This is a genomic window from Nocardioides sp. NPDC058538, assembly GCF_042719275.1.
In the GTDB taxonomy this organism is placed as follows: Bacteria; Actinomycetota; Actinomycetes; order Propionibacteriales; family Nocardioidaceae; genus Nocardioides.
In genome coordinates, this window is record NZ_JBHXNY010000019.1 from 1 (window position 1) to 26,614 (window position 26,614).

Genomic DNA, 26,614 nt, shown 5'->3' on the forward strand with positions numbered 1-26,614 from the left:
CTCGAAACACTCGGCTACGGCGTCACCCTCACCGACCTCCCACAAGCCAGCTGAGAGGACCGTGACTGGGCTTATCTACGTACCAGTCGGCGCGTTGGAACGCGCCGACTCGGCAGATACAGGGGTGCGGTGCGTCAGGCGCCGGCAGCAGCCTTGAGGGCGTCGGCGCGGTCGGTGCGCTCCCAGGTGAACTCGGGGAGCTCGCGGCCGAAGTGACCGTACGCAGCGGTCTTGGCGTAGATCGGGCGGAGCAGGTCGAGGTCGCGCAGGATCGCGGCCGGGCGGAGGTCGAAGACCTCGAGGACGGCCTTCTGGATGTTGGCCTCGGGCACGGTGTGGGTGCCGAAGGTCTCCACGAAGACGCCGACGGGCTGGGCCTTGCCGATGGCGTACGCGACCTGGACCTCGGCGCGACGGGCCAGGCCCGCGGCGACGATGTTCTTGGCCACCCAGCGCATGGCGTACGCAGCCGACCGGTCGACCTTCGACGGGTCCTTGCCCGAGAAGGCGCCGCCGCCGTGGCGGGCCATGCCGCCGTAGGTGTCGACGATGATCTTGCGGCCGGTCAGACCGGCATCACCCATCGGGCCACCGACGACGAAGCGGCCGGTCGGGTTGATGTGGAGCTTGTAGCCGTCGAAGGGAACCGACGACTTGAACTGCTCGAGCACCGGCTCGATGACGTACTTCTTGATGTCGGCGTGGAGCTGCTCCTGGGTCGTCTCCTCGGAGTGCTGCGTCGAGAGGACGACGGTGTCCACGCGGACGGCCTTGTTCTCGTCGTCGTACTCGATGGTGACCTGGGTCTTGCCGTCGGGACGCAGGTAGTCCAGCGTGCCGTCCTTGCGGACATCGGTCAGCTTCTCGGCCAGCGTCTGCGCGATCTTGATGGGCAGCGGGAACAGCTCGGGCGTGTCGTCGCAGGCGTAGCCGAACATCAGACCCTGGTCGCCGGCGCCCTGCAGGTCGAGCTCGTCGACCGAGCTCTCCAGGCGGTGTTCCTCTGCGGTGTCGACGCCCTGGGCGATGTCCTGGCTCTGGGCGCCGATGGCGACCTGGACACCGCAGGAGTGACCGTCGAAGCCCTTGAGGGAGGAGTCGTAGCCGATGTCGAGGATCTTCTGGCGCACGAGCTGGGCGACCGGCGCGTAGGCGTCGGTGGTCACCTCGCCGGCGACGACGACGAGGCCGGTGGTGAGCAGGGTCTCGACAGCCACCCGGCTCTTGGGGTCGTGCTCGAGCAGGTAGTCGAGCACGGTGTCGCTGATCTGGTCGGCGATCTTGTCCGGGTGCCCCTCGGTCACCGACTCCGACGTGAAGAGACGTCCGGTCACGTGTAGCTCCGTTTCAAAGGTTCGTGTGGGTTGAACAGGTAGGCAAACGTCAATCGTTCTGGTCGACAAACATAGACCCCGAACCCCAGGACCGCAGGGGTGGTCCTCATCGTGGCGCGTGGCGTGTCGTCAGTTTGTACGTTGTTCATCCAGGCGTAAGGAGATCTGGTCCCAGATCACCTCTGCGAGGGCGGACTTCGCCCCCTCGGCCACGTCCACATGGCCTCCGTCGGCGCCCAGGATGACTGCCTTGTTGACCTCGCTGCCGAAGACCGCGCCGCCGCTGACGTCGTTGACGACGAGCAGGTCGCAGCCCTTCCGCTTCAGCTTGGCCGTGGCGAGCTCGAGCACCGAGCCGGTCTCATCGCCCGTCTCCGCCGCGAATCCCACGATCACCTGACCGGGCTTGGTCCGGTGGTGGGAGATCTCGGCCAGGATGTCGGGGTTCTGCATCAGCTCGATGGTCGGCGCCGACCCGTCGGCGGCCTTCTTGATCTTGGCCTCGCTCACCCCGGTCGGCCGGAAGTCGGCCGGGGCGGCGGCCATGACGACCGCGTCCGCACCGGTGGCCGCGGAGACCACGGCGTCGCGCAGCTCAGCGGTCGTGCCGACACGTACGACCTTCAGGCCGGCCGGATCGGGCAGGGTCACGTTGGCGGCGACCAGGGTCACCTCAGCACCGCGGGCGGCCGCGGCCCGGGCGATGGCATAGCCCTGGAGCCCGGACGAGCGGTTGCCGAGGAAGCGGACCGGATCCAGGTACTCCCGGGTGCCGCCGGCCGAGACGACGACGCGGCGACCGACGAGGTCGGCACGCCCGCCATGGGCGAGGACGGCACGGGAGAGCTCGAAGATCTCGGCCGGCTCGGGCAGGCGGCCCTTGCCGGTGTCCTTGCCGGTCAGCCGGCCCTCGGCGGGCTCGATGACGATGTTGCCGCGCTCGCGCAGGGTGGCCACGTTGGCCTGGGTCGCCGGGTGCTCCCACATCTCGGTGTGCATCGCCGGGGCGAACACGACCGGGCAGCGCGCGGTGAGCAGAACGTTGCTGAGCAGATCGTCCGCGAGGCCGTGGGCCGCGCGGGCGAGCGTGTTCGCGGTCGCGGGCGCGACCACGACGAGGTCGGCCTGCTGCCCGATGCGTACGTGCGGGACCTCGGTGATGTTCTCGAAGACGCCGGTGGCGATCTCCTTGCCCGACAGCGCCGCCCAGGTGGGGGCGCCGACGAACTCGAGGGCGGCGGCCGTGGGGACCACGGTCACGTCATGGCCGGACTCGGTGAACCGGCGTAGCAGCTCGGCCGCCTTGTAGGCGGCGATGCCGCCGGCGACCCCTAAGACCACGCGCGGCCGCTCCCCCTCGAGGGGAGCGGCCGAAGTGGTGCTGTTGGTGGACAGCGGAGGTCCTGGACGATCAGGCGTCGCCGGCAGGCGCCTCGGCAGCGGCAGCCTGAGCCGCAGCCTGGGCGGCCAGCTCGGCCGGGTCGATGTCCTCGCAGGTCAGCAGGTCCTCGTTGATCTCGCGCAGCGCGATCGAGAGGGGCTTCTCCTGAACGTGGGTGTCGACCAGGGGGCCGACGTACTCGAGGAGGCCTTCGCCGAGCTGGGAGTAGTAGGCGTTGATCTGGCGAGCCCGCTGGGCGCTGTAGAGAACCAGCTTGTACTTGCTGTCGGTCTTCGTCAGCAGGTCGTCGATCGAGGGGTTGGTCACGCCCTGGGCGTCGATCTGAGGGGCAGCCACGTGAGCCTCACTTGTCGGCTTGGTCGGATTTCTTGCTCGGAAGCCCGAGCGTCATCAAGGTTACCAACTCATCGGCTGCCTGATGAACTTCGTGGTTCACGATCGTGACGTCGAACTCCTTCTCCGCCGCCAGCTCGACCCGCGCGGTCTCCAGGCGGCGCTCCCGCTCGGCCTCGGTCTCGGTGCCACGACCGACCAGCCGGCGTACGAGCTCTTCCCAGCTCGGCGGGGCCAGGAAGACGAAGATCGCCTCGGGCATGGTCTCGCGCACGAGCCGGGCGCCCTGCAGGTCGATCTCGAGCATCGCCGGGCGGCCCTCGGCCAGCGCCTTGTCGACGGGACCACGAGGGGTGCCGTAGCGGGCCATGTTGTGGACCGTGGCCCACTCCAGCAGCTCGCCACCGGCGATCATCGCGTCGAACTCCTCGTCGGAGACGAACAGGTAGTGCACCCCGTTGACCTCGCCCGGGCGAGGCTTCCGGGTAGTCGCCGAGACGGACAAGAAGACCTCGGGGTGGTCGTCGCGCACCGCCGCGGAGACGGTGCCCTTCCCGACCGCGGTCGGACCGGCCAGGACGACCAGCCGCTTCTCGTGGCCTTCGCCGGCACCGGCCGGGGTCTTCTCGTCCGTCATCAGACTCATCGGCGAGCGAACTCCTCGACCAGCGCGGCCACCTGCTTGGGGCCGAGGCCCTGCACACGGCGGCTCATCGCGATGCCGAGACGCTCCATCATCTGGGTTGCCCGCACCTCACCGAGGCCGGGGTGGGAGGTCAGCAGGTCGATGACCTTCATCTTGCCGACGACCTCGTTCTTCTTCCCTTCCTCGATGACCTCGAGGACGGACATGCCGCCAGTGCGGACCTTGTTCTTGACAGCAGCCCTCTCCTGGCGCGAGGCCGCGGCTTTGACGAGCGCGGCAGCGCGCTGTTCAGGGGTGATGTCCGGAGGCAGAGCCACGAAGACTCCCTTTCACGATCAAGTGTGTAGTCGACAGGGCAACCGGGGCGCGCGGCACAGGGATCGTGCCCCCCGGCTGAGCGCTGAAAGTAAGCGCTCGCGCCAATCTAGCCATTACGTTGCCGGGGCGGCAATCGGGGTCGCCTAACTCGTGTCCATCAGGTTCACAGGGTCAAGGACGTGTGACACACGTCCCGGGCCTGCTGCTGGACGCGTACGGACGCCTCCTGCGTCTTGGTGCTGCTCACCTTCGTGGCCGCGTCGGCGATCTTCTTCGCCTCGGCGTCGCCGACGCCCTCCGGCGGCTCGCCGTTCTCGAAGTCGTCGGCCGAGACGCCGGCATCCTCCAGAGCCGTGCTGAGCCCCGAGATCGCGCCCGTGAGCGTCTTCCAGTCCTTGGCGATGTCGTCGGGCGCGTTGCGCTCGAGGTCCTCGAAGATCGGCAGCGCGGCGATCAGCCCGCTGGTGCCGTCCTCGCCCAGGGTGGTCGTCAGCTGCTCCTGGTGGCCCCTGAGGGACTCGCAGTAGTCGTCGATCGGATCGCCGCACGAGCTCAGGCCCGTGGCGAGGATCGGCAGGACGAGGAGCTGGGCGGCCATCCGGAGACTGGTCATGGCGCCAGTGTCTCAGCCGAGCTCGTCTCGCAGCCTCAGGGCCTCGTCGCGCAGCGCGGCCACGTCCGGGCCCTTGCGCAGCAGTCCACGGCTGGTGCTGGCGACCACGTTGGCGTTGGCGGTCCCGAAGATCCGGGCGAGGTCGCCCGGGGTGCCGCCCTGCTCACCGAAGCCCGGCGCCAGGATGGGGCCGTTGAACCCGAAGTCGTACGCCACCCCGGCACCGTCCGCGCCATCAATGGTCGCCCCGACGACCGCGCCGAAGGAGCCCAGCGGCGTCTCGGCCTCGTTCAGCCGGCGCAGGTGGTCGAGCATGACCCGGCCGACGCTGCGGCCGTCCTCGACCGTCGCGTGCTGCACCTCGGGGCCCTCCTTGTTGGAGGTCAGGGCGAGCACGAACAGCCCCGCGTCGAACTTCGTGGCCGTCTCGACGAACGGCGTCAGCGAGCCGAAGCCCAGATAGGGGCTCACCGTCACCGCGTCGCTGCCGAGCGGGCTCGCGGGATCGAGGTAGGCGTCGGCGTACGCCTGGCTGGTGGACCCGATGTCACCGCGCTTGATGTCGAGGAGCACCAGCGCACCGGCAGCCTTCGACTCGGCGATGACCCGCTCCAGCACCGCGACGCCACGCGATCCGAAACGCTCGTAGAAGGCGCTCTGCGGCTTGACGACGGGGACGTAGGGGGCCAGACCCTCCACCGCGCTCAGAGCGAACCTCTCCAGGCCGGCGAGGTCGTCGTTCAGGCCCCAGTCCAGGAGCAGCGAGGCGTGCGGATCGATCCCGGCACAGAGCCGCCCCCGCTCGGCGAGAGCGGCGGCGTAACGGGCACCGAAGCTCATCGGCGGACTCCGTTCGCGATCCGGCGGGCGTAGCCGGGACCTTCGTAGATGAACCCGGTGTAGCCCTGGAGCAGGTCGGCACCGGCGTCGAGGCGCTCGCGGGCGTCCTCGACGGTGGCGATGCCACCGACCCCGACCAGGGTCATCTCGGGGCTGACCCGGCTGCGGAGCAGCCGCAGGACGTCGAGCGCGCGCGCCTTGAGCGGGGCCCCGGAGAGACCGCCGGCACCGGCCGCGGTGATGTCGGCAGGCGCAGAGGCGAGGTGCTCACGGCCGATGGTGGTGTTGGTCGCGATGATCCCGTCCAGGCCGATCGCGCTGGCCAGGTCGGCGACCTCGACGACGTCGGAGTCGGCCAGGTCGGGGGCGATCTTGACCAGCAGCGGAACCCGGTGCTTGGTGACTTGGTCGGCGATCGAGCGGACGTGCTCCAGCAGCGGCTGCAGCTTCTCGACCGACTGCAGGCTGCGCAGGCCGGGCGTGTTGGGCGAGGAGACGTTGACCACCAGATAGTCGGCGTAGGGAGCCAGCAGGCGGGCCGACTTGGCGTAGTCGGCCTCGACGGCCGCCTGGTCGTCCTCCGGGACGAGCTTGGTCTTGCCGATGTTGATGCCGAGGACCGGCCCGCCTGCCGCCGTGCCACGGCGCTCCAGACGGGTCGCCAGCCGGGCGGCGACCGCCTCGGCGCCGTCGTTGTTGAAGCCCATCCGGTTGATCACGGCGCGGTCGGCGGGCAGCCGGAAGAGGCGCGGCGCCGGGTTGCCCGGCTGCCCCTCCCCCGTGACCGTGCCGATCTCGACGTGCCCGAAGCCGAGCCCGCCCAGCGCGTCGATCCCGACCGCGTTCTTGTCGAAGCCCGCGGCCAGGCCGATCACGTTCGGGAACGTGAGCCCCATCGCGTGCACCGGGGATCCCGGCGTACGCGTCCTGGACAGCGCCGGCCCGGCGGCCCGGATCGCGGCGAAGGCCTGCTGGTGGGCACGCTCCGGATCCGTCTTCGTCAGTACCTTGTCGAACAGGGTCCGGTAGGCCTTCATGATGCCGCCACCTCCGTCGAGGAGAGGCGAGGATACGGACGCGGCGGCATCTTGCACTGAATTTTGTTGCTCGCTCGCTTGCGCTCGCTCACTGGGCGGACACCCCGCCGTCGTGGTGGCCGACGACGTCGCGCCACTCCTGCAGGCTGCGTACGTCGATCTCACCGCGCCGCAGCGCCTCGATGCCCTGCACGGCGGCGCCGAGGCCCTGGACCGTGGTGATGCAGGCGATGTTGGCCATCACCGCGGCGGTGCGGATCTCGTAGCCGTCCATCCGGGCGGACTTGGCGTTGGAGGTGCCGTTGGGCGTGTTGATGACCAGGTCGACCTCGCCGTCGAGAATCCGCTGGACCGTGGTCTTCTCGCCATCGGGCCCGGTGCCCTCGGAGTGCTTGCGCATCAGCCGCGACGGCACGCCGTTGCGGCGCAGCACCTCGGCGGTGCCCTCGGTCGCGAAGATCTCGAATCCGTGGTCGGCGAGCACCTTGATCGGGAAGATCATGGTGCGCTTGTCGCGGTTGGCCATGCTCACGAAGATCCGCCCGGACGTCGGCAGCGGGCCGAACGCACCGGCCTGACTCTTGGCGAAGGCGCGGCCGAAGTCGGAGTCGAGCCCCATCACCTCGCCGGTCGACTTCATCTCCGGGCCGAGCACGGTGTCGACCTGCTGACCCTCCGGGGTGCGGAACCGGTTGAACGGCATGACCGCTTCCTTGACCGCGATCGGCTGGTTGGGCGGCAGCGCGCCACCGTCCCCGGTCGTGGGAAGTACGCCCGCAGCACGGAGGTCCGCGATCGACTCGCCGAGCATCACCCGCGCCGCGGCCTTGGCCAGCGGGGTCGCGGTCGCCTTGGAGACGAACGGGACCGTGCGGGAGGCGCGCGGATTGGCCTCGATGACGTAGAGCACGTCGGAGCCGAGGGCGTACTGGATGTTGAGCAGGCCGCGTACGCCGACGCCTTCGGCGATCGCCACGGTGGCCACGCGGATGCGCTCGACCTCGGCGGCGCCGAGGGTGATCGGCGGCAGCGCGCAGGAGGAGTCGCCGGAGTGGATCCCGGCCTCCTCGATGTGCTCCATGACGCCGCCCAGGAACAGCTCGGTGCCGTCGAAGAGGGCGTCGACGTCGATCTCGACGGCGTCGTCGACGAACTTGTCGACCATCACCGGCTTGTCCGGGGTGACCTCGGTGGCGGCCTCGATGTAGGAGCGCAGCGCCTCGTCGTCGTAGACGATCTGCATGCCGCGCCCACCAAGGACGTAGGAGGGACGCACCAGGACCGGGTAGCCGATCTCGGCGGCGATCTCCCGGGCCTCGTTGAACGTGGTGGCCATGCCGTGCTTCGGCGCGACCAGGCCGGCCTTGTGGAGCACTCGGCCGAAGGCACCGCGCTCCTCGGCGAGGTGGATGGCCTCGGGGCTGGTGCCCACGATCGGCACCCCGTTGTCCTTGAGCGCCTGCGCGAGCCCGAGCGGGGTCTGGCCACCGAGCTGGCAGATGACTCCGACCACCGGTCCGGCCTGCTGCTCGGCGTGGACGATCTCGAGCACGTCCTCCAGGGTGAGCGGCTCGAAGTAGAGCCGGTCGGAGGTGTCGTAGTCGGTCGAGACCGTCTCCGGGTTGCAGTTGACCATGACGGTCTCGTAGCCGGCCTCGCTCAGCGCGAGGGAGGCGTGCACGCAGGAGTAGTCGAACTCGATCCCCTGCCCGATCCGGTTGGGTCCGGAGCCGAGGATGATCACGGCCTCCTTCTCCCGGGGCGCGACCTCGGTCTCCTCGTCGTAGGAGGAGTAGTGGTAGGGCGTACGCGCCTCGAACTCGGCCGCACAGGTGTCGACCGTCTTGTAGACCGGGCGGATGTTCAGCGCGTGCCGTACGCCTCGGACCACGTCGGCGGTCATGCCGCGCATCTTGCCGAGCTGGTAGTCGGAGAAGCCGTGACGCTTGGCGTAGCGGAGCACGTCGGCGGTCAGCTCGGGCGCCGCGATGATCTCCTGGGCGATCTCGTTGATCAGGAAGAGCTGGTCGATGAACCAGGGGTCGATCCTGGTGCTCTCGAAGATCTCCTCCGGCGACGCGCCGGACCGGATCGCGTCCATGACCCGCTTGAGCCGGCCGTCGGTGGGGACCTTGATCTCCTCCAGCAGCGCGGGCTTGTCGAGCTCGACGACCTCCTGGGTCCAGTCGAAGACCGCCTCGGGCTTCTCCAGGCTTCGCAGCGCCTTCTGGAGGGCCTCGGTGAAGTTGCGGCCGATCGCCATCGCCTCGCCCACGCTCTTCATGTGGGTGGTCAGGGTCGTGTCGGCGCCCGGGAACTTCTCGAAGGCGAAGCGCGGGACCTTGACCACGACGTAGTCGAGGGTCGGCTCGAACGAGGCGGCGGTCGAGCCGTTCGGCCCGGCGGTGATGTCGTTCTCGATCTCGTCGAGGGTGTAGCCGATGGCGACCTTCGCGGCGATCTTGGCGATCGGGTAGCCGGTCGCCTTGGAGGCCAGCGCGGAGGAGCGCGAGACGCGGGGGTTCATCTCGATGACGATGATCCGGCCGTCGGCCGGGTTGACGGCGTACTGGATGTTGCAGCCGCCGGTGTCCACGCCGACGGCGCGGATGATGCCGATCGCCAGGTCGCGCAGGTTCTGGTACTCGCGGTCGGTCAGCGTCAACGCCGGGGCGACGGTGATCGAGTCGCCGGTGTGCACGCCCATCGGGTCGAGGTTCTCGATCGAGCAGACGATGACCGAGTTGTCGTTGCGGTCGCGCATGACCTCGAGCTCGTACTCCTTCCAGCCGAGGATGGACTCCTCCAGGAGCACCTCGGTGGTGGGGCTGGCCGCGAGGCCGGCGCCGCCCAGGCGCCGCAGCTCGGTCTCGTTGTACGCGAAGCCCGAGCCCGAGCCACCCATGGTGAAGCTCGGTCGGATGACCACGGGGTAGCCGAGCTCCTCGGCGCCGGCGAGCAGGTCGTCGATGCTGTGGCAGATGACCGACTTGGCGCTCTCCCCGCCGAGCTCGGCGACGATCTTCTTGAACTCCTCGCGGTTCTCTCCGCGCTGGATGGCGGCGATGCTCGCGCCGATCAGCTCGACGTCGTACTTCTCCAGGGTCCCGCGCTCGTCCAGCGCCACCGCGCAGTTGAGCGCGGTCTGGCCGCCGAGGGTCGCCAGGAGCGCGTCAGGGCGCTCCTTGGCGATGACCTTCTCGACGAACTCCGGGGTGATCGGCTCGACGTAGGTCGCGTCGGCGAACTCCGGGTCGGTCATGATCGTGGCCGGGTTGGAGTTGACCAGGACGACCCGGATCCCCTCCTCGCGCAGCACGCGACAGGCCTGGGTGCCGGAGTAGTCGAACTCGCAGGCCTGGCCGATGACGATCGGTCCGGAGCCGATCACGAGCACGGACTTGATGTCCTCGCGCTTGGGCATCTCAGACCTCCTTCGCCATGAGGCTGTGTTCCATGAGTTGGGTGAACCGGTCGAAGAGGTAGGCGGCATCGTGCGGGCCGGCGGCTGCCTCCGGGTGGTACTGGACGGAGAAGCCCTTGAGCTTCCCGGTCTCGGCGTCCTTGAGCTCGAGGCCCTCGACGCAGTCGTCGTTGAGGTTGACGTGAGAGACGGTCGCGATGCCGTACTCGGTCTTCGTCTCCTCGCCGATCGGCGCGTCGACGGCGAAGCCGTGGTTGTGGGCGGTCACCTCGACCTTGCGCGTGGTGAGGTCCATGACCGGCTGGTTGATCCCACGGTGCCCGTACTTGAGCTTGTACGTCCCGAAGCCCAGCGCGCGGCCGAAGAGCTGGTTGCCGAAGCAGATGCCGAAGTAGGGGATGTTCTCGGCCAGCGCCTGCTTGAGCAGCTCCACCTGGCCGGTGGTCGCGGCCGGGTCGCCGGGACCGTTGGAGTAGAAGAGGCCGTCCGGGTTCGTCGCGAGGACGTCCTCGAGGGTCGCGGTCGCCGGGAGCACGTGCACCTCGATGCCGCGCTCGGCCATCCGCTCCGGGGTCATCTCCTTGATGCCCAGGTCGAGGGCCGCGACGGTGAACCGCTTCGCGCCCTTGGCAGGGACGACGTACGCCTCCTGGGTGCTGACCGCGTCGGAGAGGTTCGCACCGCTCATCTCGGCGCTGGCGAGCACCTTCTTCAGCAGGACCTCGGGGTCGGTCTCGATCGTCGAGATCCCGACGCGCATCGCGCCGCGATCACGCAGGTGGCGGGTCAGGGCGCGGGTGTCGATGCCCGCGATGCCCACGACGGACTGGTCGCGGAGATCGTCGTCGAGGGTGCGCTGGGCACGCCAGTTGGAGGGGACCCGGGCTGGGTCGCGCACGACGTATCCGGCCACCCAGATCCGACGGGACTCGGGGTCCTCGTCGTTCACGCCGGTGTTGCCGACGTGTGGGGCGGTCATCACGACCACCTGCTGGTGGTAGCTCGGGTCGGTCAGCGTCTCCTGGTAGCCCGTCATACCGGTGGAGAAGACCGCCTCGCCGAAGGTCTCACCCTCGGCACCGAACGACTCCCCCCGGAACGATCGACCATCCTCGAGTACGAGGAGTGCTTCTTTGTGGGCATGCAGCGGCACGCCGTACCTCCTTCTCCGCCTCACAGGACGGTGCTTAAAGGATGTCGGTCAACTTGCTGGTGACAGTATCAAGCAGATGCCGGTTGACGGCAGTTGGCGTCCGCCGCGTACGCCAGCACTGTGACGTACGCGGCATTCGGCCAGCTGCCGACCGGCTCAGCTGTGCGAGTGGGGCGGGACGACCCCGCCCTCGGAAGGCTGCACGATGACGAAGCCCTGGCCGTGGAAGGCGACCTGGAACGCCTCGCCGCTGCCGCGGCCGATGAGCGCGCCGGCGGTGAACGACTTCTGCAGGCTGGTCTGGAGGCCGAGCGACCAGCCGACGACCGCGTTGGTGTCGGTGAAGGTGGGAGCCTCGCCTGCGTTGAGGACCACCGGGTCGCCCTCGGTGGTGACCGCGACCCAGCCGGTGCCGCGCAGGGTCGTGTTGAAGAGGCCGCCGGTGAGCATCCCGGCGCCCTGGACCCGCTCGATGTTCCACTGCAGGCTGTTGGAGAAGGCGAGCACGTGGTCGCCGTTGATCGAGATGCCGGAGTTGTTCAGCTGGAGGATGTGGACCTCCTTGGCCGCGTCGGCCAGGAAGACGTCGCCCTGACCCTCGACACCCATCAGGCTGAGGCCCTCACCGGTCACGGCCTTCTTGAGGAACTTCCCCACGCCGCCGCCCTGGTACTTGAACTGCACGTTGCCCTGGTAGGCCACCATCGAGCCCTGGCGCGCCTGGAACGGCTCACCGACGCGTACGCGCAGGAGCCTCTTGTTCTGCAGCACCGCGCCGTCGCCCTGGATCTCGGCGAAGCGGCCGTCGATCAGGTCGCCCGAGATACCGGCGAACGGGTCGCCGGCGGGCTGGGCCTGGGCGGGCTGCTGACCGTACTGCGCGGCCTGCTGCCCGTACTGGGCGGACGCGGCCTGGGCCGGCTGCGCCTGAGCACTCTCGCCGTACGCAGCCTGCACGGCCTGCGCCGACCCGACCTGCGTCGGCGCCTCCTGCTCCACAGTGGCCTGAGGCGGCGTCAGGGGCGCCGTCGACTGCTGGCCGCCCGTGGACACGTGCTCGGTCCACTGGCTCCCGTCGTAGTAGCGAAGCTCGGCCTGTCCGGTCGGGTCCGGGTACCACGCTGCGTCCGTCATCTCTAACCCTTGCGTTCACGGACCCACATCGGTCCTTCTCAACTCCATCCTGGCATGTGCTTCATGCGCGACTCACCGGTGTTCCACTCGGCCGCCCTATTCTGTGACCGTGACGACGAGGTTCGGGGCGGCCGACGTCCACTACCCACTATCCGGCGGGGGGCATGCCGCCCTGGTGGTGAGTGATGAGCCAGGGTTCGGCGCGATCATCGGGCAACGTACGACCTGGCTCGATACCGTCGCCGACTACGCCCCTGGCAGGTTCTACGAACGAGAGCTGCCCGCCCTGACGGCCGTCCTCGCCGAGGCCGACCCGCTCGACGTACTCATCGTCGACGGCTACGTCGACCTCGACCCGACCGGACGGCCCGGCCTGGGGTGGCATGTCCGGAACGCGGGGCTCGTGCCGACGGTCATCGGCGTCGCCAAGACCAGCTTCCGCGCCGCCGGTCGTTGGACAGTTTGGTCGGCGGCACCGAGAAAGGGCGCTAGGACGCTCAGGGTCCAAGGGTCTTCAGCTTGTCGAGCATTCGACCCATGTGCGGGTCGAAGGAGCTCGGGTCGGCGGCGCGGATCTCGGCGGGTGTCCACCAGCGCACACCGGCGTACTCCCGCTCGTCGGGCATCAGGGGCTCACGGTGGTCGTGGGCGAGCACGAACCAGAGGCTGACGTCGGTGTGCACGTCGGGGCGGTCGGGCCGTGTGTTCGTGATCGTGACCAGGAGCGGACGCGGTCCGAGGTCCGGGTGGAACCGTGCCTCGACGCCGAGCTCTTCGACACACTCGCGGCGAACGGTCTCGGCGGGGTTCTCGCCGGGTTCGACATGACCTCCCGAAGGCAGCCAGAGACCCGACTTGCGGTGGTCGCCGAGCAGGATGTGCCCGCTCGCTGGGTCGACGAGGAGGAAGTAGGAGACCAGGTGTTTGGTGGGTTCGGTCGGGGCGGTGCTGCGCCGGAACACGTCGTTGGTCACGCACAACCCTGCCGACGCATCGGCGATGTGGCCGCTCTCCACGGTGTCCATCGGCCCGATCGAGTCCACCATGATCGTGATGTCGGTCAGCAGTCGATCCTCCGGGCTCATGGTCGTGAACCATAGAGGCCGGGTGAGTGCGACACGGTGTGACGGTTGTCGCAGGTCATTGCACTGCAGGGTCGTGCACCGCTAGCGTTTCGATGTTTCATCCAGATTTCCGTGCGGGGGTACGCAATGACAGAGACGTCGATCAGCATCGACGAAGCGCTGCTGGCCGAGGCGAGGAAGATCGCCGGGACGACGACCAACCAGGCTGCGATCGACCACGCGCTGCGTGACCTGGTCGAGCGTGAGGCCGCCGCGGTGGAGTTCGACAGCATCGTCTCGCGCGAGCTCGGCGACACGAAGGTCACGCTGGAGTTCTGAGGTCACCGAGCTCGTCCAGAGGGACCGGCCAGAAGTCTTGGTCGGTCGCGAGGTGGACGACATCGACCGGCACGCCTGCCGTCGCACACGCTCCGTAGAGACGAGCGGCGTTCTTCCGGTCCGACTGATCGGGTGGGCCGCCGCCCGGCCGGCAGAGCAGGAGTTCGACCCGGTCGAACCCGTGCGCATCGACCAGGTCATGCAGCATCGTGGCGAGGTTGGCGGCAGCGTCATCGGCGATCTCCACCGGCAGTCCCTCGATCTGGCACAGCTGCGGGAACGGAACCCCGTCGGGATCGACCAACATGAACCACAGCCGCGGCTCCGGCCAGCCGAGCGGGTTGATCAGGTGTCGCCAGGCGGCCTCGACGTCGGCCTGGGAGCGGAGGGCTGGAGCGTACGGAATCTTGTCGGTCATGGGGTCAACGGCACCATGACCCGTCGAGGAGGACAACGACGATCTCGTCGCCTGTGGATAACTCTGCTCATCCACAGGGTTTCGCCGGTAAGTGGCCCGCCGGCGACGCCTCAGGGCACGAGTCGGAGCTCGGGTCCTGACCAGCGGCGCCGCAGCCAGCGGTCATGGGAGGCGACGACGATGGTGCCTGGGGTGATTCCGATCGCCTCCTCCAGCTCGCCAGCCAGGGTGAGCGAGATGTGGTTGGTGGGCTCGTCGAGAAGCAGCAGGTCCGGGCCGGTGGCGATGGCGATCGCCAGGTCGAGCCGCCGGCGCTGGCCGACGCTCAGCGCACCGACGGGCCGGTTGAGGTCGCGTGGGTGGACCAGACCCAGGTCACCTAGCGGCACCTGGGCCGCAAGCACCTCCCCCACCGACTCCAGGTAGACGTCGGCGACCCTGCGACGCAGGTCCCCGAACTGCGGGTCCTGGGTGAGCTCCTCGACGTGTCTGGCGCTGACCTGGACCTCCCCCGAGGTCGGTTTCACACGCCCGGAGATCACCCCGAGCAGCGTGGACTTGCCGCTGCCGTTGGGGCCGGTGATCAGCAGGTGCTCCCCGGCCATGATGTCCAGGACCGGCAGACTGACCCGCTCCTCGACCACCAGGTCACGTACGACGACCATCCTCCCGCTCGCTCCGGCAGCCGACAGCGCGGCGTCGAGGACCAGGGGCGGCGGTGGCTTGCGTACCTGTGCCTCCTCGGCCTCCTCCAGCCGGCGGTTGGCGTCCTTCTTGCGGCGGGCGACCGTGCGCTCGACGTTGCTGCCCTTGAACTTGTAGATGAACTTGTCATTGTCGGTCGGGCCGCGGTTGTGGGCGATCGCGTCGTTGCCGATCTTGGTCGCGGTGCGGAGCCGCTTGAGCTCGTCCCGCTGCTCCGCGTACGTCTGCTCCCACCGCTCGCGAGCAGCCTGCCGCGCCTCCTCGTAGGCGCTCCAGCCACCTCCGAAGAGCCGGCCGCCGGCGCCATCGGTACCGAAGGCGGTCGGATCCAGGTCGAAGAGGCCGGTGGCGACCTCGTCGAGGAAGACGCGATCGTGGGAGGCCATCAGCACGACGCCGGGGAGGTCGCGCAGAAACTCCCCCAGCACCGCGACCGCCTCGTCGTCGAGGTGGTTCGTGGGCTCGTCGAGCAGCAGCGCGTCGGGTCGGCGGGTGATCGCGGTCGCCAGCGCCAGCCTGGTCCGCTGCCCGCCTGAGAGCGTGCTGATCGGGCGCTCCCGGTCCAGGCCGCTGAGGCCGAGGCGCTCGGCGGCCAGGATGGCCCGCCGGTCGGCGTCCCACGCGTCGTGGGCCACCGCGAAGTCGAGCGCGCTCGCGTACGCCTCGGCGACCTCGGGGTCGCCGAGGCGGTCCGCGAGCGTCTCGACCGTGGCTACAGCCTCCCGGAGCGGGCGCAGGGTGGTGGCGAGTACGTCCTCGATGCTCGCCGCGTCGCGGAACGGCGGCTCCTGCGGCAGCCAGACGAGGTCGTCGGGCGCCTCGAACGTGCCTGTGCGTTGGGCGGTGCGCGGAAGCTGGTCTGCGATAGCGCGGAGCAGTGTGGACTTGCCGGCACCGTTCTCCCCCACCAGCGCGATCCGCTCTCCCGGGGAGACGGTGAGGTCTATCCCGGTGAGGACGGAGCCGCTGCGGAAGGAGACGGAGAGGTCGCGGACGAGGATCGGTCCGGAAACGATGGAAGATGACATGAGAGCGCTGGCCTTCGGGTTCGAGGACGACCCACCGGGCAGGTGCCTCGGGCGCGGGTCGGAGGTCAGCGCAGGAACTTCATGATGAGTAAAGAATACGCGGCGACTGCCGCGCCGTCCAACCGGTTAACCGCGCAGGATCTTCTCCATCGCCTTGCCCTTGGCCAGCTCGTCGACGAGCTTGTCGAGGTAGCGCACCTGGCGCATGACCGGGTCCTCGATCTCCTGGACCCGCACGCCACAGACCACCCCGGTGATCAGCTCCGAGCTCGGGTTGAGGTCGGCGGCGGCGAAGAACTCCTCGAAGCTCGTCCCGGCCTCGATGTGCTTCGCGATCGCGTCGTCGTCGAAGCCGGTCAGCCAGGTGATCACCTGGTGCAGCTCGGCCGTCGTGCGGCCCTTCCTCTCCACCTTCGTCACATAGTGCGGGTAGACGGAGCCGAAGGGCATCTTGTAGACGCGCTCGAGGTTATCCACGTTCCCGAGCCTAACCCGGCCGCTCCGCGACGAGCTGATACAGCCCGGCGATGCGTACGAACGGCTCCTGGTCGCACAGCTCGCGCTCCAGCTCGAGGAGACGGTCGAAGTAGGCGGGGTCAGCCTTGGCGGCGTCATCGGTGAGCAGGTCGTTGGCGATCCTGGTGCCGAACCGGCCGGTGAGCCGGAGCCCAGCAGAAGCGAGCTCGGCCTCGAGGTCACCCATCGGGACCTTGCGTACGTCATGGTCGAAGGTCACGGCCCGCTTGACGTCCGCGCGCAGCTCGGTGAGCGCGGCCTCGGGTCCGCCTGTGACCAGCTGGCGCAGCACCATGCTCGCGGGGTTGGGGACCATCACCGAGAGGCGCCCGCCCGGACGGACCGCGGCCGCGAGGCGGCGTACGTCTGCGGCCTCGGCCGTACGGTAGTGGAGCACGAAGTGGCACAGGACCAGGTCCCACTCCCCCTCGGGGCAGGTCGTCGAGGCCGCCGACGAGCGTGGTCAGCGACGTGCCCGCATCCGCTGCCCGGCGCTTCGCCTCGGTCAGCCAGGACTCCGAAGGGTCGAGGATCGTGACGTCGTGCCCGGCCAGTGCCAGCGGCAGCGCATCCATCCCGTCCCCGCCGCCGACGTCGAGGATCCGCAGCCCCACACCCAGCTCCGCGCACTGGCGCCGGAGAATCTCCTCGACCACGGTGTAGCGGATCCGGCCCCACGGGGTCGCGGTGTAGGCGCGCCACTGCGCGAGCTTGTCGGAGAAGACGTCGGTCATGGCGGTGGAGCCTAACCGGCGTAGGTCTGCTTCCCCCGCAGGTAGGTGGCGAGGACGCGACCGGTGAGCTTGCGGTCGTGCCAGGGGTTGTTGCGGGAGAGCGAGAGCGAACGGTCACGGTCCACGACGTAGGTCGCGGCAGGGTCGACCAGGGCCAGGTTGGCCGGCTCACCGACCGCGATCGGGCGCCCGTGCTCCTCGAGGCCGGCGATCCGGGCCGGGGTCGTGGACATGACCCTGGCGACGCCGGCCCAGTCGAGCAGACCCGAGGAGACCATGACGGTCGAGACGACCGAGAGCGCCTCCTCGAGCCCGAGCATCCCGAAGGCCGCGTCGACGAAGGCGTGCTCCTTGTCCTGGCGAGCGTGCGGGGCGTGGTCGGTGGCGACCGCGTCGATGGTGCCGTCGGCCAGCGCCGTACGCAGGGCCTCGACGTCCTCGGCAGGGCGCAGGGGCGGATTGACCTTGAAGGTCGGGTCGTAGCCGGCGAGCAGGTCGGTGGTCAGCAGCAGGTGGTGCGGGGTGACCTCCGCGGTCACCGCCCAGCTGCCGTCCTTCTCCGCCTGTGCCTTCGCCCAGCGCAGCACCTCGACGGTGCCGGCGGTGGAGGCGTGGGCGACGTGCACACGCGAGCCGGTGTGGCGGGCGAGCATCACGTCGCGAGCGACGATGACCTCCTCGGCTACTCCCGGCCAGCCGGGCAGACCGAGCCGCCCGGAGAGCTCACCCTCGTGACAGCAGGCCGAACCGTAAGGCGCCAGCGACGGGTCCTGGGAGTGCTGGGAGATCACGCCGCCGAACGCCTTGACGTACTCCAGCGCCCGTCGCATCACCCGCGGGTCCGAGACGCAGCGGCCGTCGTCGGAGAAGACCTTGACGCCTGCCCGGGAACGGTTCATCAGGGACAGCTCGGCGAGCTCCTCACCGGCCAGTCCCTTGGTCACCGCGCCGACCGGGAACACGTCGGCCAGCCCAGTCTCGCGGCCGAGGTCCCACACCGAGACCGCGGCCTCGGCCGTGTCGGTGACCGGCGAGGTGTTGGCCATCGCCAGCACGGCGGTGTAGCCGCCGGCGGCAGCCGCCGCCGCCCCCGAGGCGACCGTCTCGGCGTCCTCGCGGCCCGGCTGGCGCAGGTGGGTGTGCAGGTCGACCAGACCCGGAAGGAGGACGAGGCCGGAGGCGTCGACCACCTCATCGACGGTCGCGGAGAGCGTGCCGATCTCTCGGATCACTCCCCCGTCGACGTGGACATCGGTCGGCTCGGCCCCGAGAACGGAGACTCCCTTGATCAACAGGCTCATGCCGCCACCTCCGTGACAGAGCGGAAAGAATACGGACGCGGCGGCATGCTGCTCTGGTTGCTCGCTCGCTTGCGCTCGTTCATGCGGACTCCTCGCCGGCAAGCAGGTGGTAGAGGACGGACATCCGGATCGCGACCCCGGCCGAGACCTGGTCGAGGATCCGGGAGGAGGCGGCGTCGGCGGCCTCGGGAGAGATCTCCAGGCCGCGGTTCATCGGCCCGGGGTGCAGGATCGGCGCGCCCTCGCGCAGCATTCCGAGCCGCTGACGGGTGAGCCCGTAGCCGACGGTGTACTCCCTCGAGGTCGGGAAGTAGCCACCGCTCATCCGCTCCCGCTGGACGCGCAGCATCATCACCGCGTCGACCTCTGGCAGCACGTCGTCCAGCGAGTAGGAGGTGGCGAACCCGTCGGCCTTGGCCCACTCGGTGATGCCCGAGGGCATCAGCGTTGGCGGGGCGACGGCGGTCACGGAGGCTCCGAGCTTGGTCAGCGACTTCACGTTCGACCGGAACACCCGCGAGTGGGTCAGGTCGCCGACGATGGCGATCCGCTTGCCCTCCAGGGAGCCGGGGCCGCCGAGCTGGCGCTGGAGCGTGTAGCCGTCGAGCAGGGCCTGGGTCGGGTGCTCGTGCATCCCGTCGCCGGCGTTGATCACCGGGATGTCGAGCCAGCCGGCGACCTGATGGGCCGCGCCGGAGGCCGAGTGACGCATCACCAGGCCGTCGACGCCCATCGCCGTCACGGTCAGCACGGTGTCCCGCAGCGACTCGCCCTTCGAGGCCGAGGAGCCCTTCGCCGAGAGGTTGATCACGTCGGCCGAGAGCCACTTCCCCGCGATCTCGAAGGAGGACCGGGTGCGGGTCGAGTCCTCGAAGAAGAGGTTGATCACCGTACGCCCGCGCAGCGCCGGGAGCTTCTTGACCTCACGCTTCTGGACGTCGTGCATCTCGGCGGCGGTCGCGAAGAGCTGCTGGATCTCCTCCGCGCTCACGTCGTCGATGGACAGCAGATGCTTCGTCATGCCGGAACCCCCTCGAGCTCCACGATGCGTACCTCGTCGATGCCGTCGATCTCCTCCAGGCTCAGCCCGACCCGCTCGGAGCGGGCGGTGGGGAGGTTCTTGCCGACGTGGTCGGCCCGGATCGGCAGCTGCCGGTGGCCGCGGTCGACGAGAACAGCCAGACGTACGACCGCGGGGCGGCCGTAGTCGGCCAGGGCATCGAGCGCGGCGCGGACCGTGCGGCCCGAGAAGAGGACGTCGTCGACCAGAACGACCGTCTTGCCGTCGATGCCGCCGGGCGGGATCTCGGTGTGGTGCGGAGCGCGGGTGGGATGGGTGCGCAGGTCGTCGCGGTACATCGTCACGTCGAGCGCGCCGTGCGCGACCGGGTGACCCTCGGCGGCCTCGATCCGCGCGCCGATCCGCTTGGCCAGCGGCACCCCGCGGGTGTGCAGACCCAGGAGAACGAGGTCTTCCGCATCGCGGTTGCGCTCCAGGATCTCGTGGGAGATCCGGGTCAGCGCCCGGGAGATGTCACGGGCATCGAGCACGACACGACCATCGGTCGACGGCTCGGGGACAGCATCAGACAAGGTTGTGGTCTCCTTCTCCGCCTCACGGGACGGCTCGTTAAAGGATCGGGGCAACCATAGCCCAGATCCGTCCGATCACCGCCGTCGCGAGCGTCGCCAGACGGGTGTGATGGCCAGGCGCCGCGGCGAAGGCCGGCAACGCCGCCAGCGCAGCCTTATGGCGGCGCGCAGCAGGCGGGGATCGGATGGCTGGGCTCGTCCTCACTCCAGGTCGATCAGCACTTTCCCGACCGCACCCGCCTCGACCGCGTCGTGGGCGGCAGCGGTCTCCTCGAGCCGGTAGTGGTGCAGGGGTACGCCACGCTCCGGGCCGACCCCCAGCGCCCCTGCTGCCACGGCGGCGGCGACGTCGTGGGCCGCGGCCTGGATCTGCGCCTCCTCGATGCCGTAGAGCTGGATGAACTGGTAGCGCAGGTTGAGCGAGAAGGTGGCTCGCAGCGGCAAGGTGAGCTCGTCGCCGCCGTTGTTGGCGTAGATCGCGATCGTGCCGCGCTTGGCGATGACCGCGCGGTCCAGATCGTTGTTGACGGCCGGCGCGACCTCGACGATCTGGTCGACGCCGTCGGGCGCGATCTCGCGGATCGCCTTCCCTAGGTGGTCGAGCTTGTCGAGACCCGCCTCGCGGTAGTTGACGATGTGGTGCGCCCCGGCGGCCTTCGCCAGCGCCGCCTTCTCCGCGGAGCTGACCGTGGTGATCACCGTCGCTCCTGCCCACACGGCGAGCTGGATCGCGGCGTTGCCGACAGCTCCGGCCCCGCCGTGGACGAGGATGGTGAGGCCGCTGAACGACTCGGGGGCGACCCGCTCCACCGTGCCGGAGGTGAGCGCCCGGTGGGCGGTCATCGCCGGCACGCCGAGAGAGGCACCGAGGTCGTAGGAGGCACCCGCGGCCAACTCGACGGCCTTGTGGGCCGGCACAGTGACGTACTCCGCCGCGGTCCCCCAGGCCTGCCCGTGCTGGACCATGAAGAGCCACACCGGCTGACCGACGACGTGGGTGGTGACGCCCTCACCGATCTCCTCGACCACGCCCGCGCCGTCCTGGCCCGGGGTCGCCTCGGGAGTCGTGAGGGTCGCGCTCAGGCCGGCGCGTACCTTCCAGTCGGTGGGGTTGACCCCCGCCCGCACCAGCCTGACCAGAACCTCGCCGGGGCCGGGCTTCGGCACCGGGCGCTCGGTCAGACGCATGGCGGAGGAGGGACCGTTCTCGGAGTAGACGACTGCGCGCATAGGTAGGACGCTACCGTCCCCTCCCACTCGTCGGCCGCGCGCGGATTGCGAAGCGATCCCAAGAGTTACAGCGCGTGCGCCATCCCAGCGCAGGCCTTCAGCCACGACATCTTGGTCTCCTCCGAGAGCTGGGAGTACTGGACCGTGGACCCGGCGACGAGCACCGGGTCGAACGGGACCCGGTAGACCCCGCGGGTGCGCTGCGTGTAGACCTCGGTGAGGTCGCGGGCCAGGTTGGTGTCGACCTTCGGGGACGGGTCCGAGAGCACGGTGATCGTCTTCAGCTTGAGGTCTGCGTAGCCCGACTCCTGGAGCGCGTCGAGCATCCACAGGCCGCTGTAGCCGGTGTCCTCGCGCACCGTCGAGGTGACCACCAGCAAGTCGGCGGTGTCGGCCGCGGCCAGCCAGTTCTCGGCACGCATGTTGTTGCCGGTGTCGACCAGGATCACCTTGTAGAAGCGCTCCAGCAGCTGGTGCACCTGCCCGAAGTCGTCGGCGTGGATCTGGCCGGTGACATCGGGCCGCTCGTCGGAGGCGAGCACGTCGAAGTGGGCGTCGCCCTGGGAGCGTACGAAGGCACCGAGGTCGCCGATGCGGGACTGGTAGACGTTGTTGAACGCGGCCAGGTTGTCGAGCAGCTCGCGGGTGGTGTTGCGGTGGGTGCTCCGCATACCGCGGATGCCGAGAGTGCCGCGGGTCTCGTTGTTGTCCCAGGCCACGATCCCGCCACCGCGCACGGTGCCGAAGGTGTAGCCCGCCGCGAGCACGCCGGTGGTCTTGGCGGCGCCGCCCTTGGGGTTGATGAAGACGATCGTGCGCGGGCCGTCGAAGTCGCGCTGGATCATCGCCCGGTCCTGCTCGTAGGCGACCTCGTCCTGCCCCATCTTCGGGCTGATCAACCCGCCCGACATCCTGCGGATCGCGCCTCGCCAGCCCCAGGTCGCGGGGCCGAACCCGGCCGACTCCGCGCGCCGGTCGAGGAAGTCGGTCGCGCTGGGGACCTCCTGCCCGTGAACGCCCGGGGGTGGCGGCGTCACCGCCACCGGAGGGGGCGGGGCGGGTGTCGTGGTGACCTGTGGGTTGGTGATGCGAGTCGCCTCCTGGCTCGGGTCCGGATGGGGCTGGGTCGGGGGCGTCGGCGGCCGTCCCCCCGTGTTCGGCGGGGGCGGCGTCACCCAGTGCGAGGGTGCGCCGGCCGGCCGGGTGCGCGAGTCCGGCTCGTCGTAGGGGTTGTTCTCCTGCGTCATGCGCTCTCCGAATACGGTGCTTGGTTACGGCCTCCATCACAGCCTTGGGTCCAAACATACGGTCCCGACCGAAGCAATCGTCGATAACCGGAAAACACACGCGTCGCGCCGCACCCGAAATGACGCTACGCCTGCCCGGAACGGTCCCGGACAGGCGTACGTCTCGTGCTGATCAGGCCTTGGCGAGGTCCTTCGCGACCGCGGCGAGCACGCCGTTGACGAAGGAGGGCGAGTCGTCGGTGGACAGCTCGGTCACCAGGGCGGTGGCCTCGCTGATCGCGACCTCGGAGGCCACGTCGCCGTCGAGGAGCTCCCAGACGCCGAGGCGGAGGACGTTGCGGTCGACCGCGGGCATCCGGGCCAGCGACCAGTCCTTGGCGAAGGCCGAGATCAGAGCGTCGATGCGCTCGGACTCGGCGACCACGCCACGGACGAGCTTGACCGTGAAGGGGTTGTTGGGCACCTGACCCTCGCGGATCTGCTGGTCGAGCAGATCACCGGCGGAGAGCCCACGGGCCTCGGCGGCGAAGAGGAGGTCGAGCGCGCGCTTACGGGCCTTGGTGCGGGCGGTGGCGACGTGAGCCACAGGTCAGCCCTTGACGCGGGAGAGGTAGGAACCGCCCTCGCGGGTGTCGACCTTGATCTTCTCGCCCTGCTCGATGAAGAGCGGCACCTGGATCTCGGCGCCGGTCTCCAGGGTGGCGGGCTTGGTGCGGCCGGTGGCCGAGTCACCCATGACACCGGGCTCGGTGTAGGAGATGACGAGCTCGACCGACGGCGGGAGCTCGACGAAGAGCACGCGACCCTCGTTGGTGGCCAGGATGACCTCCTGGTTCTCCAGGAGGAACCCGGCGCCGTCGCCGATGATCTCCGGGTCGACCTCGACCTGGTCGAAGTCCGCGACGTCCATGAAGACGAAGTTGGTGCCGTCGTTGTAGAGGTACTGGAACGAGCGGCGGTCGACCGTGGCCGTCTCGACCTTGGTGCCGGCGTTGAAGGTCTTGTCGACGTTCTTGCCCGACTCGACGTTCTTCAGCTTGGTGCGGACGAAGGCCGGACCCTTGCCGGGCTTCACGTGCTGGAACTCGACCACCTGCCAGAGCTGGCCCTCGATCTTCAGCACCATGCCGTTCTTGAGGTCGTTCGTCGTCGCCATAACCGTCCGTCAGCCTTCGTCTCTGTCGTCCTGCGGCATCGCAGGCACCGTTGTCAATGTTCGGGGGCCACCAGGGCCACAGAGAATCCTAGTCAACGAGACGTACGCCGACCCAATCCGTCATGCCTACCCGAGTTTCCCAGCAACGACCTCGAGGGCCTCGCGGTAGCCGTCGATGCCCTTGCCCGCCACCACCGCGGTCGCGTGCGGGGTGATGACACTGGTGTGCCGAAAGACCTCGGGCCGCTCGAGAGGCTCGGAGATGTGCACCTCGACCAGCGGAGCGGTCAGCTGCGCGCAGGCGTCGTAGATGGCGTAGGAGTAGTGGGTCCAGGCGGCGGCGTTGAGCACGACCGGGATCTCCTTGTCGGCCGCGGCGTTGAGCCAGTCGACCATGTCGCCCTCGTGGTTGGTCTGACGTACGTCCACGGCGAAGCCGAGCGCGTGGCCCCAGCCGACGCACATCGCGGCGAGCTCGTCGTGGGTGGTGTGCCCGTAGATCTCGGGCTGACGCTTCCCGAGACGTCCGAGGTTGGGGCCGTTGAGGACCAGGACTTTCTTCAACGCATTGCTCACGCCCCGCATCTTCGCACGGCCCCCTCATCGGCAGCTGGCTCGAGCCGAATCTAAGCGCTCACTTACCTCTGTGTCAGACTGATCGTATGAGCGAGGTACGCACCAGCACCCAGGCACGCGGCGACCGTAGCCGTGCCCGTCTGCTCGACGCGGCGGTCCAGGCATTCTCCGCCAAGGGGTTCCACGGCACCAGCACCCGCGACATCGCCACGGCGGCCGGACTGAGCCCGGCGGCGGTCTACGTCCACCACCGCTCCAAGGAGGAGCTCCTGCACGCGATCGCGGTGCGTGGCCACGAGGTGATCCTCGAGGCGGTCACCGACGCGACCCGCGCCGACGCCACGCCTGCCGAGCGGGTCGCCGCCGCCGTACGCACCTATGTCCTCTTCCACGCGCGCTCCCACACGACGGCCCGGGTCATCAACTACGAGCTCGCCGCGCTGACCGAGGAGCACTTCCGCGAGATCGCGGGGCTGCGCCGCGCCATCGACACCGTCATGCGTGAGGTCGTCGAGGAGGGCGTACGCAGCGGCGACTTCGACACACCCGACCCCGCCAAGGCCGCCACCGCCCTGCTCTCGCTCGGCATCGACCTGGCCCGGTGGTATCGCGACGACGGCTCCTGGACCCCTGAGGCCCTGGCCGACTTCTATGCCGACCTGGCGCTCCGCGCCGTCGGCGCCCGCCCCTGACCCCTACAAGGAAGCACCGAGGAGACAACACCGCCATGCGCCGCACCATCTACACCGAGGACCACCAGTCCTTCCGCGAGACCATCCGCTCGTTCATCGAGAAGGAGGTCACCCCCGTCTACGACGAGTGGTACGAGGCCGGGATCGTCCCCCACGACTTCTACCTCAAGCTCGGCGAGCTCGGCGTGTGGGGCATCCAGGTGCCCGAGGAGTACGGCGGCGCCGGGATCGAGTCGTTCAAGTACTCCGCCGTCATCACCGAGGAGCTCGCCCGCGCCGGCGTCTCCTTCGGCGGCTCTAGCACGCACGTGGGGCTCTGCCTGCCCTACCTCCTCAAGCTCGGCACCAAGGAGCAGATGGAGCGCTGGATGCCCGGCTTCGTCGCCGGTGAGGAGATGTGGGCGATCGCGATGACCGAGCCCGGCACCGGCTCCGACCTCGCCGGCATGACCACCAACGCCAAGCTCACCGAGGACGGCAAGCACTACGTCCTCAACGGCGCCAAGACCTTCATCACCGGCGGTGTCAATGCCGACCGGGTGATCGTCTGCGCCCGCACCGCGCCGGCCTCCGCCGACGATCGGCGTGGCGGGATCACCCTGCTCGCTGTCGACACCTCGCTCCCGGGCTACGAGGTCGGCCGCAAGCTCGACAAGCTCGGGCTCAAGGTCTCCGACACCGCCGAGCTCTCCTTCACCGACGTGCAGGTCCCGGTCGAGGACGTACTCGGCGAGGTCGGCAAGGGCTTCTCCTACCTGGGCCAGAACCTCCCCGTCGAGCGTCTGGGCATCGCCGTCGGCGCCTACGCCCAGGCCGCGGCCGCCGTCGAGTTCGCCAAGAAGTACGTCGCCGAGCGCAAGGTCTTCGGCACCACCGTCGCCTCGTTCCAGAACACCAAGTTCGAGCTTGCCGCCTGCAAGGCCGAGGTCGACGCCGCCGAGGCCGTGGTCGACCGCGCCATCGAGGCCGAGGATCTCGGCACGCTGACCGCCGCCGAGGCCGCCTCGGCCAAGCTCTTCTGCACCGAGGTCGCCCACCGCGTCATCGACCGCTGCCTCCAGCTCCACGGCGGCTACGGCTACATGAACGAGTACCCCATCGCCCGCCTCTACGCCGACAACCGCGTGAACCGCATCTACGGCGGCACCTCCGAGGTCATGAAGCTGATCATCGCCAAGGACATGGGTCTGTGACGGCTCCCCGCTGGTCGAGCCGCCTGAGCCGCTAGGCGAGGGCGTGTCGAGACCAACACGGTCAGATGTCGCGCTCGATAGGACTGTGTTGGTCTCGACACGCTCGGCCGCAGGCGGCCTCGCGGCTCGACCAGCGGGCATAGGTTCGGGCACATGACGCCGCGCGAGGACGAGAATCGCCGCTTGCTGCGGGCGCGTGACGTGATGGACCGGCACTACGCCGAGCCGCTCGACGTCGCGGCGATCGCGCGTGTCGCCCATGTGTCACCTGCGCACTTCAGCCGCCGGTTCAAGATGGCCTTCGGGGAGACGCCGCACCGCTACCTGCAGCGGCGGCGGATCGAGCGGTCGATGGCCCAACAAGCAGCCCTACGGCATCGACTGCGCACTCCGCGACCCGTTCGGCAACCACATCCGCGTCACCCAGCGCGTCGAGGGGCCGGTCGAGGTAACCGACGAGGACATCGCCCGCTGGTCCGGGGAGTGAGTCGTTCACTCGCGGAAGGAATTTTCTTTCCGTGAGTGAACGGCCTCCCTGCTGATGCTCACGACCAGGCTGAACTCACGACCAGCTGAGCAGGACCGAGC

At 69.2% G+C, this 26,614-nt stretch carries 28 protein-coding genes and 2 pseudogenes; 5 read left to right on the plus strand and 25 right to left on the minus strand.

Translation table 11 applies throughout. From position 1 onward, the window contains the following. Positions 1-134: 134 nt before the first annotated feature. The 11 genes from metK to ACFWQC_RS17310 form a co-directional block, all read right to left on the minus strand. On the minus strand, positions 135-1,334 hold the full coding sequence (gene metK, locus ACFWQC_RS17260; RefSeq protein WP_378680317.1) for a methionine adenosyltransferase: 1,200 nt from the start codon (positions 1,332-1,334) through the stop codon (positions 135-137). A gap of 129 nt (positions 1,335-1,463) precedes the next feature. Beyond that, positions 1,464-2,675, minus strand: coding sequence for a bifunctional phosphopantothenoylcysteine decarboxylase/phosphopantothenate--cysteine ligase CoaBC (gene coaBC, locus ACFWQC_RS17265; RefSeq protein WP_378680319.1), 1,212 nt, complete (start codon positions 2,673-2,675; stop codon positions 1,464-1,466). A 70-nt stretch (positions 2,676-2,745) separates the two neighbouring features. Beyond that, on the minus strand, positions 2,746-3,072 hold the full coding sequence (gene rpoZ / locus ACFWQC_RS17270; protein ID WP_160022984.1) for a DNA-directed RNA polymerase subunit omega: 327 nt from the start codon (positions 3,070-3,072) through the stop codon (positions 2,746-2,748). Between the two features lie 7 nt (positions 3,073-3,079). Continuing rightward, positions 3,080-3,715, minus strand: a complete 636-nt coding sequence (gene gmk, locus ACFWQC_RS17275) for a guanylate kinase (protein WP_378680321.1) — start codon at positions 3,713-3,715, stop codon at positions 3,080-3,082. Then, on the minus strand, positions 3,712-4,032 hold the full coding sequence (gene mihF, locus ACFWQC_RS17280) for an integration host factor, actinobacterial type (RefSeq protein ID WP_168381123.1): 321 nt from the start codon (positions 4,030-4,032) through the stop codon (positions 3,712-3,714). The genes gmk and mihF overlap by 4 nt, the downstream gene beginning before the upstream one ends. 164 nt (positions 4,033-4,196) lie before the next feature. Then, positions 4,197-4,646: a hypothetical protein gene (locus ACFWQC_RS17285; protein ID WP_378680324.1), complete on the minus strand. Its 450-nt coding sequence runs from the start codon at positions 4,644-4,646 to the stop codon at positions 4,197-4,199. 12 nt (positions 4,647-4,658) lie between these two features. After that, the gene (gene pyrF, locus ACFWQC_RS17290) at positions 4,659-5,486 is read right to left on the minus strand and encodes an orotidine-5'-phosphate decarboxylase (protein WP_378680326.1); all 828 of its coding nucleotides are present in this window, start codon (positions 5,484-5,486) and stop codon (positions 4,659-4,661) included. Further along, on the minus strand, positions 5,483-6,523 hold the full coding sequence (locus tag ACFWQC_RS17295) for a quinone-dependent dihydroorotate dehydrogenase (protein WP_378680328.1): 1,041 nt from the start codon (positions 6,521-6,523) through the stop codon (positions 5,483-5,485). The genes pyrF and ACFWQC_RS17295 overlap by 4 nt, the downstream gene beginning before the upstream one ends. Before the next feature lie 88 nt (positions 6,524-6,611). Further along, positions 6,612-9,947, minus strand: coding sequence for a carbamoyl-phosphate synthase large subunit (carB, locus tag ACFWQC_RS17300; RefSeq protein WP_378680331.1), 3,336 nt, complete (start codon positions 9,945-9,947; stop codon positions 6,612-6,614). Between the two features lies 1 nt (position 9,948). Further along, on the minus strand, positions 9,949-11,100 hold the full coding sequence (gene carA, locus ACFWQC_RS17305; RefSeq protein ID WP_378680334.1) for a glutamine-hydrolyzing carbamoyl-phosphate synthase small subunit: 1,152 nt from the start codon (positions 11,098-11,100) through the stop codon (positions 9,949-9,951). Between the two features lie 156 nt (positions 11,101-11,256). Continuing rightward, positions 11,257-12,234, minus strand: a complete 978-nt coding sequence (locus ACFWQC_RS17310) for an AIM24 family protein (RefSeq protein ID WP_378680336.1) — start codon at positions 12,232-12,234, stop codon at positions 11,257-11,259. A 175-nt stretch (positions 12,235-12,409) separates the two neighbouring features. On the opposite strand from ACFWQC_RS17310, the pseudogene ACFWQC_RS17315 reads away from it, so the two are divergent. Then, positions 12,410-12,619, plus strand: a pseudogene (locus tag ACFWQC_RS17315) (hypothetical protein); the annotation flags it as partial. 112 nt (positions 12,620-12,731) lie between these two features. On the opposite strand, the gene ACFWQC_RS17320 reads toward ACFWQC_RS17315, so the two are convergent. After that, positions 12,732-13,319: an NUDIX hydrolase gene (locus tag ACFWQC_RS17320; protein ID WP_378680338.1), complete on the minus strand. Its 588-nt coding sequence runs from the start codon at positions 13,317-13,319 to the stop codon at positions 12,732-12,734. A 126-nt stretch (positions 13,320-13,445) separates the two neighbouring features. Here ACFWQC_RS17320 and ACFWQC_RS17325 point away from each other — a divergent pair, with 126 nt between their 5' ends. Beyond that, positions 13,446-13,637, plus strand: a complete 192-nt coding sequence (locus ACFWQC_RS17325) for a type II toxin-antitoxin system VapB family antitoxin (RefSeq protein ID WP_378680341.1) — start codon at positions 13,446-13,448, stop codon at positions 13,635-13,637. Here ACFWQC_RS17325 and ACFWQC_RS17330 read toward each other — a convergent pair. The 13 genes and pseudogenes from ACFWQC_RS17330 to ACFWQC_RS17390 all read right to left on the minus strand — a co-directional run bounded on the left by ACFWQC_RS17330 (position 13,621) and on the right by ACFWQC_RS17390 (position 24,150). Then, positions 13,621-14,055 carry a hypothetical protein gene (locus ACFWQC_RS17330; RefSeq protein WP_378680344.1) on the minus strand — a complete coding sequence of 145 codons (435 nt, stop codon included), beginning with the start codon at positions 14,053-14,055 and terminating at the stop codon, positions 13,621-13,623. The genes ACFWQC_RS17325 and ACFWQC_RS17330 overlap by 17 nt on opposite strands. A 110-nt stretch (positions 14,056-14,165) precedes the next feature. Further along, entirely contained in the window at positions 14,166-15,788 is a 1,623-nt protein-coding gene (locus ACFWQC_RS17335; RefSeq protein WP_378680347.1) for an ABC-F family ATP-binding cassette domain-containing protein, read from the minus strand. Between the two features lie 126 nt (positions 15,789-15,914). After that, positions 15,915-16,265 carry a DUF2200 domain-containing protein gene (locus ACFWQC_RS17340; protein ID WP_378680350.1) on the minus strand — a complete coding sequence of 117 codons (351 nt, stop codon included), beginning with the start codon at positions 16,263-16,265 and terminating at the stop codon, positions 15,915-15,917. Positions 16,266-16,275: 10 nt separating this feature from the next. Then, the gene (locus tag ACFWQC_RS17345; protein WP_378680605.1) at positions 16,276-16,701 is read right to left on the minus strand and encodes a hypothetical protein; all 426 of its coding nucleotides are present in this window, start codon (positions 16,699-16,701) and stop codon (positions 16,276-16,278) included. 46 nt (positions 16,702-16,747) lie between these two features. Continuing rightward, positions 16,748-17,038, minus strand: a pseudogene (locus ACFWQC_RS17350) (class I SAM-dependent methyltransferase); the annotation flags it as partial. Between the two features lie 11 nt (positions 17,039-17,049). Then, on the minus strand, positions 17,050-18,339 hold the full coding sequence (locus tag ACFWQC_RS17355; protein ID WP_378680353.1) for a dihydroorotase: 1,290 nt from the start codon (positions 18,337-18,339) through the stop codon (positions 17,050-17,052). A 79-nt stretch (positions 18,340-18,418) separates the two neighbouring features. Further along, positions 18,419-19,360 (minus strand): aspartate carbamoyltransferase catalytic subunit, encoded by a 942-nt coding sequence (locus ACFWQC_RS17360; protein ID WP_378680356.1) that lies wholly within the window; start codon positions 19,358-19,360, stop codon positions 18,419-18,421. Continuing rightward, a complete protein-coding gene (pyrR, locus tag ACFWQC_RS17365) occupies positions 19,357-19,932 on the minus strand; it encodes a bifunctional pyr operon transcriptional regulator/uracil phosphoribosyltransferase PyrR (RefSeq protein ID WP_378680359.1) in 576 nt (191 codons plus the stop codon). Before pyrR ends, ACFWQC_RS17360 begins: the two co-directional genes overlap by 4 nt. A 201-nt stretch (positions 19,933-20,133) precedes the next feature. Continuing rightward, positions 20,134-21,162 (minus strand): NADPH:quinone reductase, encoded by a 1,029-nt coding sequence (locus tag ACFWQC_RS17370; protein ID WP_378680362.1) that lies wholly within the window; start codon positions 21,160-21,162, stop codon positions 20,134-20,136. A gap of 65 nt (positions 21,163-21,227) precedes the next feature. Beyond that, positions 21,228-22,409, minus strand: coding sequence for a hypothetical protein (locus ACFWQC_RS17375; RefSeq protein ID WP_355021711.1), 1,182 nt, complete (start codon positions 22,407-22,409; stop codon positions 21,228-21,230). 172 nt (positions 22,410-22,581) lie between these two features. Continuing rightward, a complete protein-coding gene (gene nusB / locus ACFWQC_RS17380) occupies positions 22,582-22,995 on the minus strand; it encodes a transcription antitermination factor NusB (protein ID WP_378680365.1) in 414 nt (137 codons plus the stop codon). A gap of 3 nt (positions 22,996-22,998) precedes the next feature. Next, positions 22,999-23,565 (minus strand): elongation factor P, encoded by a 567-nt coding sequence (gene efp / locus ACFWQC_RS17385; protein ID WP_378680369.1) that lies wholly within the window; start codon positions 23,563-23,565, stop codon positions 22,999-23,001. Positions 23,566-23,691: 126 nt separating this feature from the next. Beyond that, positions 23,692-24,150, minus strand: coding sequence for a type II 3-dehydroquinate dehydratase (locus ACFWQC_RS17390; RefSeq protein WP_378680372.1), 459 nt, complete (start codon positions 24,148-24,150; stop codon positions 23,692-23,694). Between the two features lie 77 nt (positions 24,151-24,227). Between ACFWQC_RS17390 and ACFWQC_RS17395 the strand changes: the two genes are divergently transcribed. The 3 genes from ACFWQC_RS17395 (at position 24,228) to ACFWQC_RS17405 (ending at position 26,548) form a co-directional block, all read left to right on the plus strand. Further along, a complete protein-coding gene (locus ACFWQC_RS17395) occupies positions 24,228-24,833 on the plus strand; it encodes a TetR/AcrR family transcriptional regulator (protein WP_378680375.1) in 606 nt (201 codons plus the stop codon). A gap of 35 nt (positions 24,834-24,868) precedes the next feature. After that, on the plus strand, positions 24,869-26,026 hold the full coding sequence (locus ACFWQC_RS17400) for an acyl-CoA dehydrogenase family protein (protein WP_141804911.1): 1,158 nt from the start codon (positions 24,869-24,871) through the stop codon (positions 26,024-26,026). A gap of 204 nt (positions 26,027-26,230) precedes the next feature. Next, on the plus strand, positions 26,231-26,548 hold the full coding sequence (locus ACFWQC_RS17405) for an AraC family transcriptional regulator (RefSeq protein WP_378680595.1): 318 nt from the start codon (positions 26,231-26,233) through the stop codon (positions 26,546-26,548). Positions 26,549-26,614: the final 66 nt, after the last annotated feature.

Bases quoted from the DNA above. Each gene is read 5' to 3' on its own strand.
- ACFWQC_RS17310 (WP_378680336.1), bottom strand. From the start codon at position 12,234: ATGACGGACGCAGCGTGGTACCCGGACCCGACCGGACAGGCCGAGCTT.
- ACFWQC_RS17400 (WP_141804911.1), top strand. From the start codon at position 24,869: ATGCGCCGCACCATCTACACCGAGGACCACCAGTCCTTCCGCGAGACC.
- carB (WP_378680331.1), bottom strand. From the start codon at position 9,947: ATGCCCAAGCGCGAGGACATCAAGTCCGTGCTCGTGATCGGCTCCGGA.
- ACFWQC_RS17335 (WP_378680347.1), bottom strand. From the start codon at position 15,788: ATGTCATCTTCCATCGTTTCCGGACCGATCCTCGTCCGCGACCTCTCC.
- ACFWQC_RS17320 (WP_378680338.1), bottom strand. From the start codon at position 13,319: ATGAGCCCGGAGGATCGACTGCTGACCGACATCACGATCATGGTGGAC.
- ACFWQC_RS17285 (WP_378680324.1), bottom strand. From the start codon at position 4,646: ATGACCAGTCTCCGGATGGCCGCCCAGCTCCTCGTCCTGCCGATCCTC.
- ACFWQC_RS17295 (WP_378680328.1), bottom strand. From the start codon at position 6,523: ATGAAGGCCTACCGGACCCTGTTCGACAAGGTACTGACGAAGACGGAT.
- ACFWQC_RS17370 (WP_378680362.1), bottom strand. From the start codon at position 21,162: ATGCGCGCAGTCGTCTACTCCGAGAACGGTCCCTCCTCCGCCATGCGT.
- ACFWQC_RS17375 (WP_355021711.1), bottom strand. From the start codon at position 22,409: ATGACGCAGGAGAACAACCCCTACGACGAGCCGGACTCGCGCACCCGG.
- ACFWQC_RS17395 (WP_378680375.1), top strand. From the start codon at position 24,228: ATGAGCGAGGTACGCACCAGCACCCAGGCACGCGGCGACCGTAGCCGT.
- pyrF (WP_378680326.1), bottom strand. From the start codon at position 5,486: ATGAGCTTCGGTGCCCGTTACGCCGCCGCTCTCGCCGAGCGGGGGCGG.
- ACFWQC_RS17360 (WP_378680356.1), bottom strand. From the start codon at position 19,360: ATGACGAAGCATCTGCTGTCCATCGACGACGTGAGCGCGGAGGAGATC.
- ACFWQC_RS17355 (WP_378680353.1), bottom strand. From the start codon at position 18,339: ATGAGCCTGTTGATCAAGGGAGTCTCCGTTCTCGGGGCCGAGCCGACC.
- ACFWQC_RS17330 (WP_378680344.1), bottom strand. From the start codon at position 14,055: ATGACCGACAAGATTCCGTACGCTCCAGCCCTCCGCTCCCAGGCCGAC.
- ACFWQC_RS17390 (WP_378680372.1), bottom strand. From the start codon at position 24,150: ATGCGGGGCGTGAGCAATGCGTTGAAGAAAGTCCTGGTCCTCAACGGC.
- ACFWQC_RS17325 (WP_378680341.1), top strand. From the start codon at position 13,446: ATGACAGAGACGTCGATCAGCATCGACGAAGCGCTGCTGGCCGAGGCG.
- ACFWQC_RS17405 (WP_378680595.1), top strand. From the start codon at position 26,231: ATGGACCGGCACTACGCCGAGCCGCTCGACGTCGCGGCGATCGCGCGT.
- gmk (WP_378680321.1), bottom strand. From the start codon at position 3,715: ATGAGTCTGATGACGGACGAGAAGACCCCGGCCGGTGCCGGCGAAGGC.
- efp (WP_378680369.1), bottom strand. From the start codon at position 23,565: ATGGCGACGACGAACGACCTCAAGAACGGCATGGTGCTGAAGATCGAG.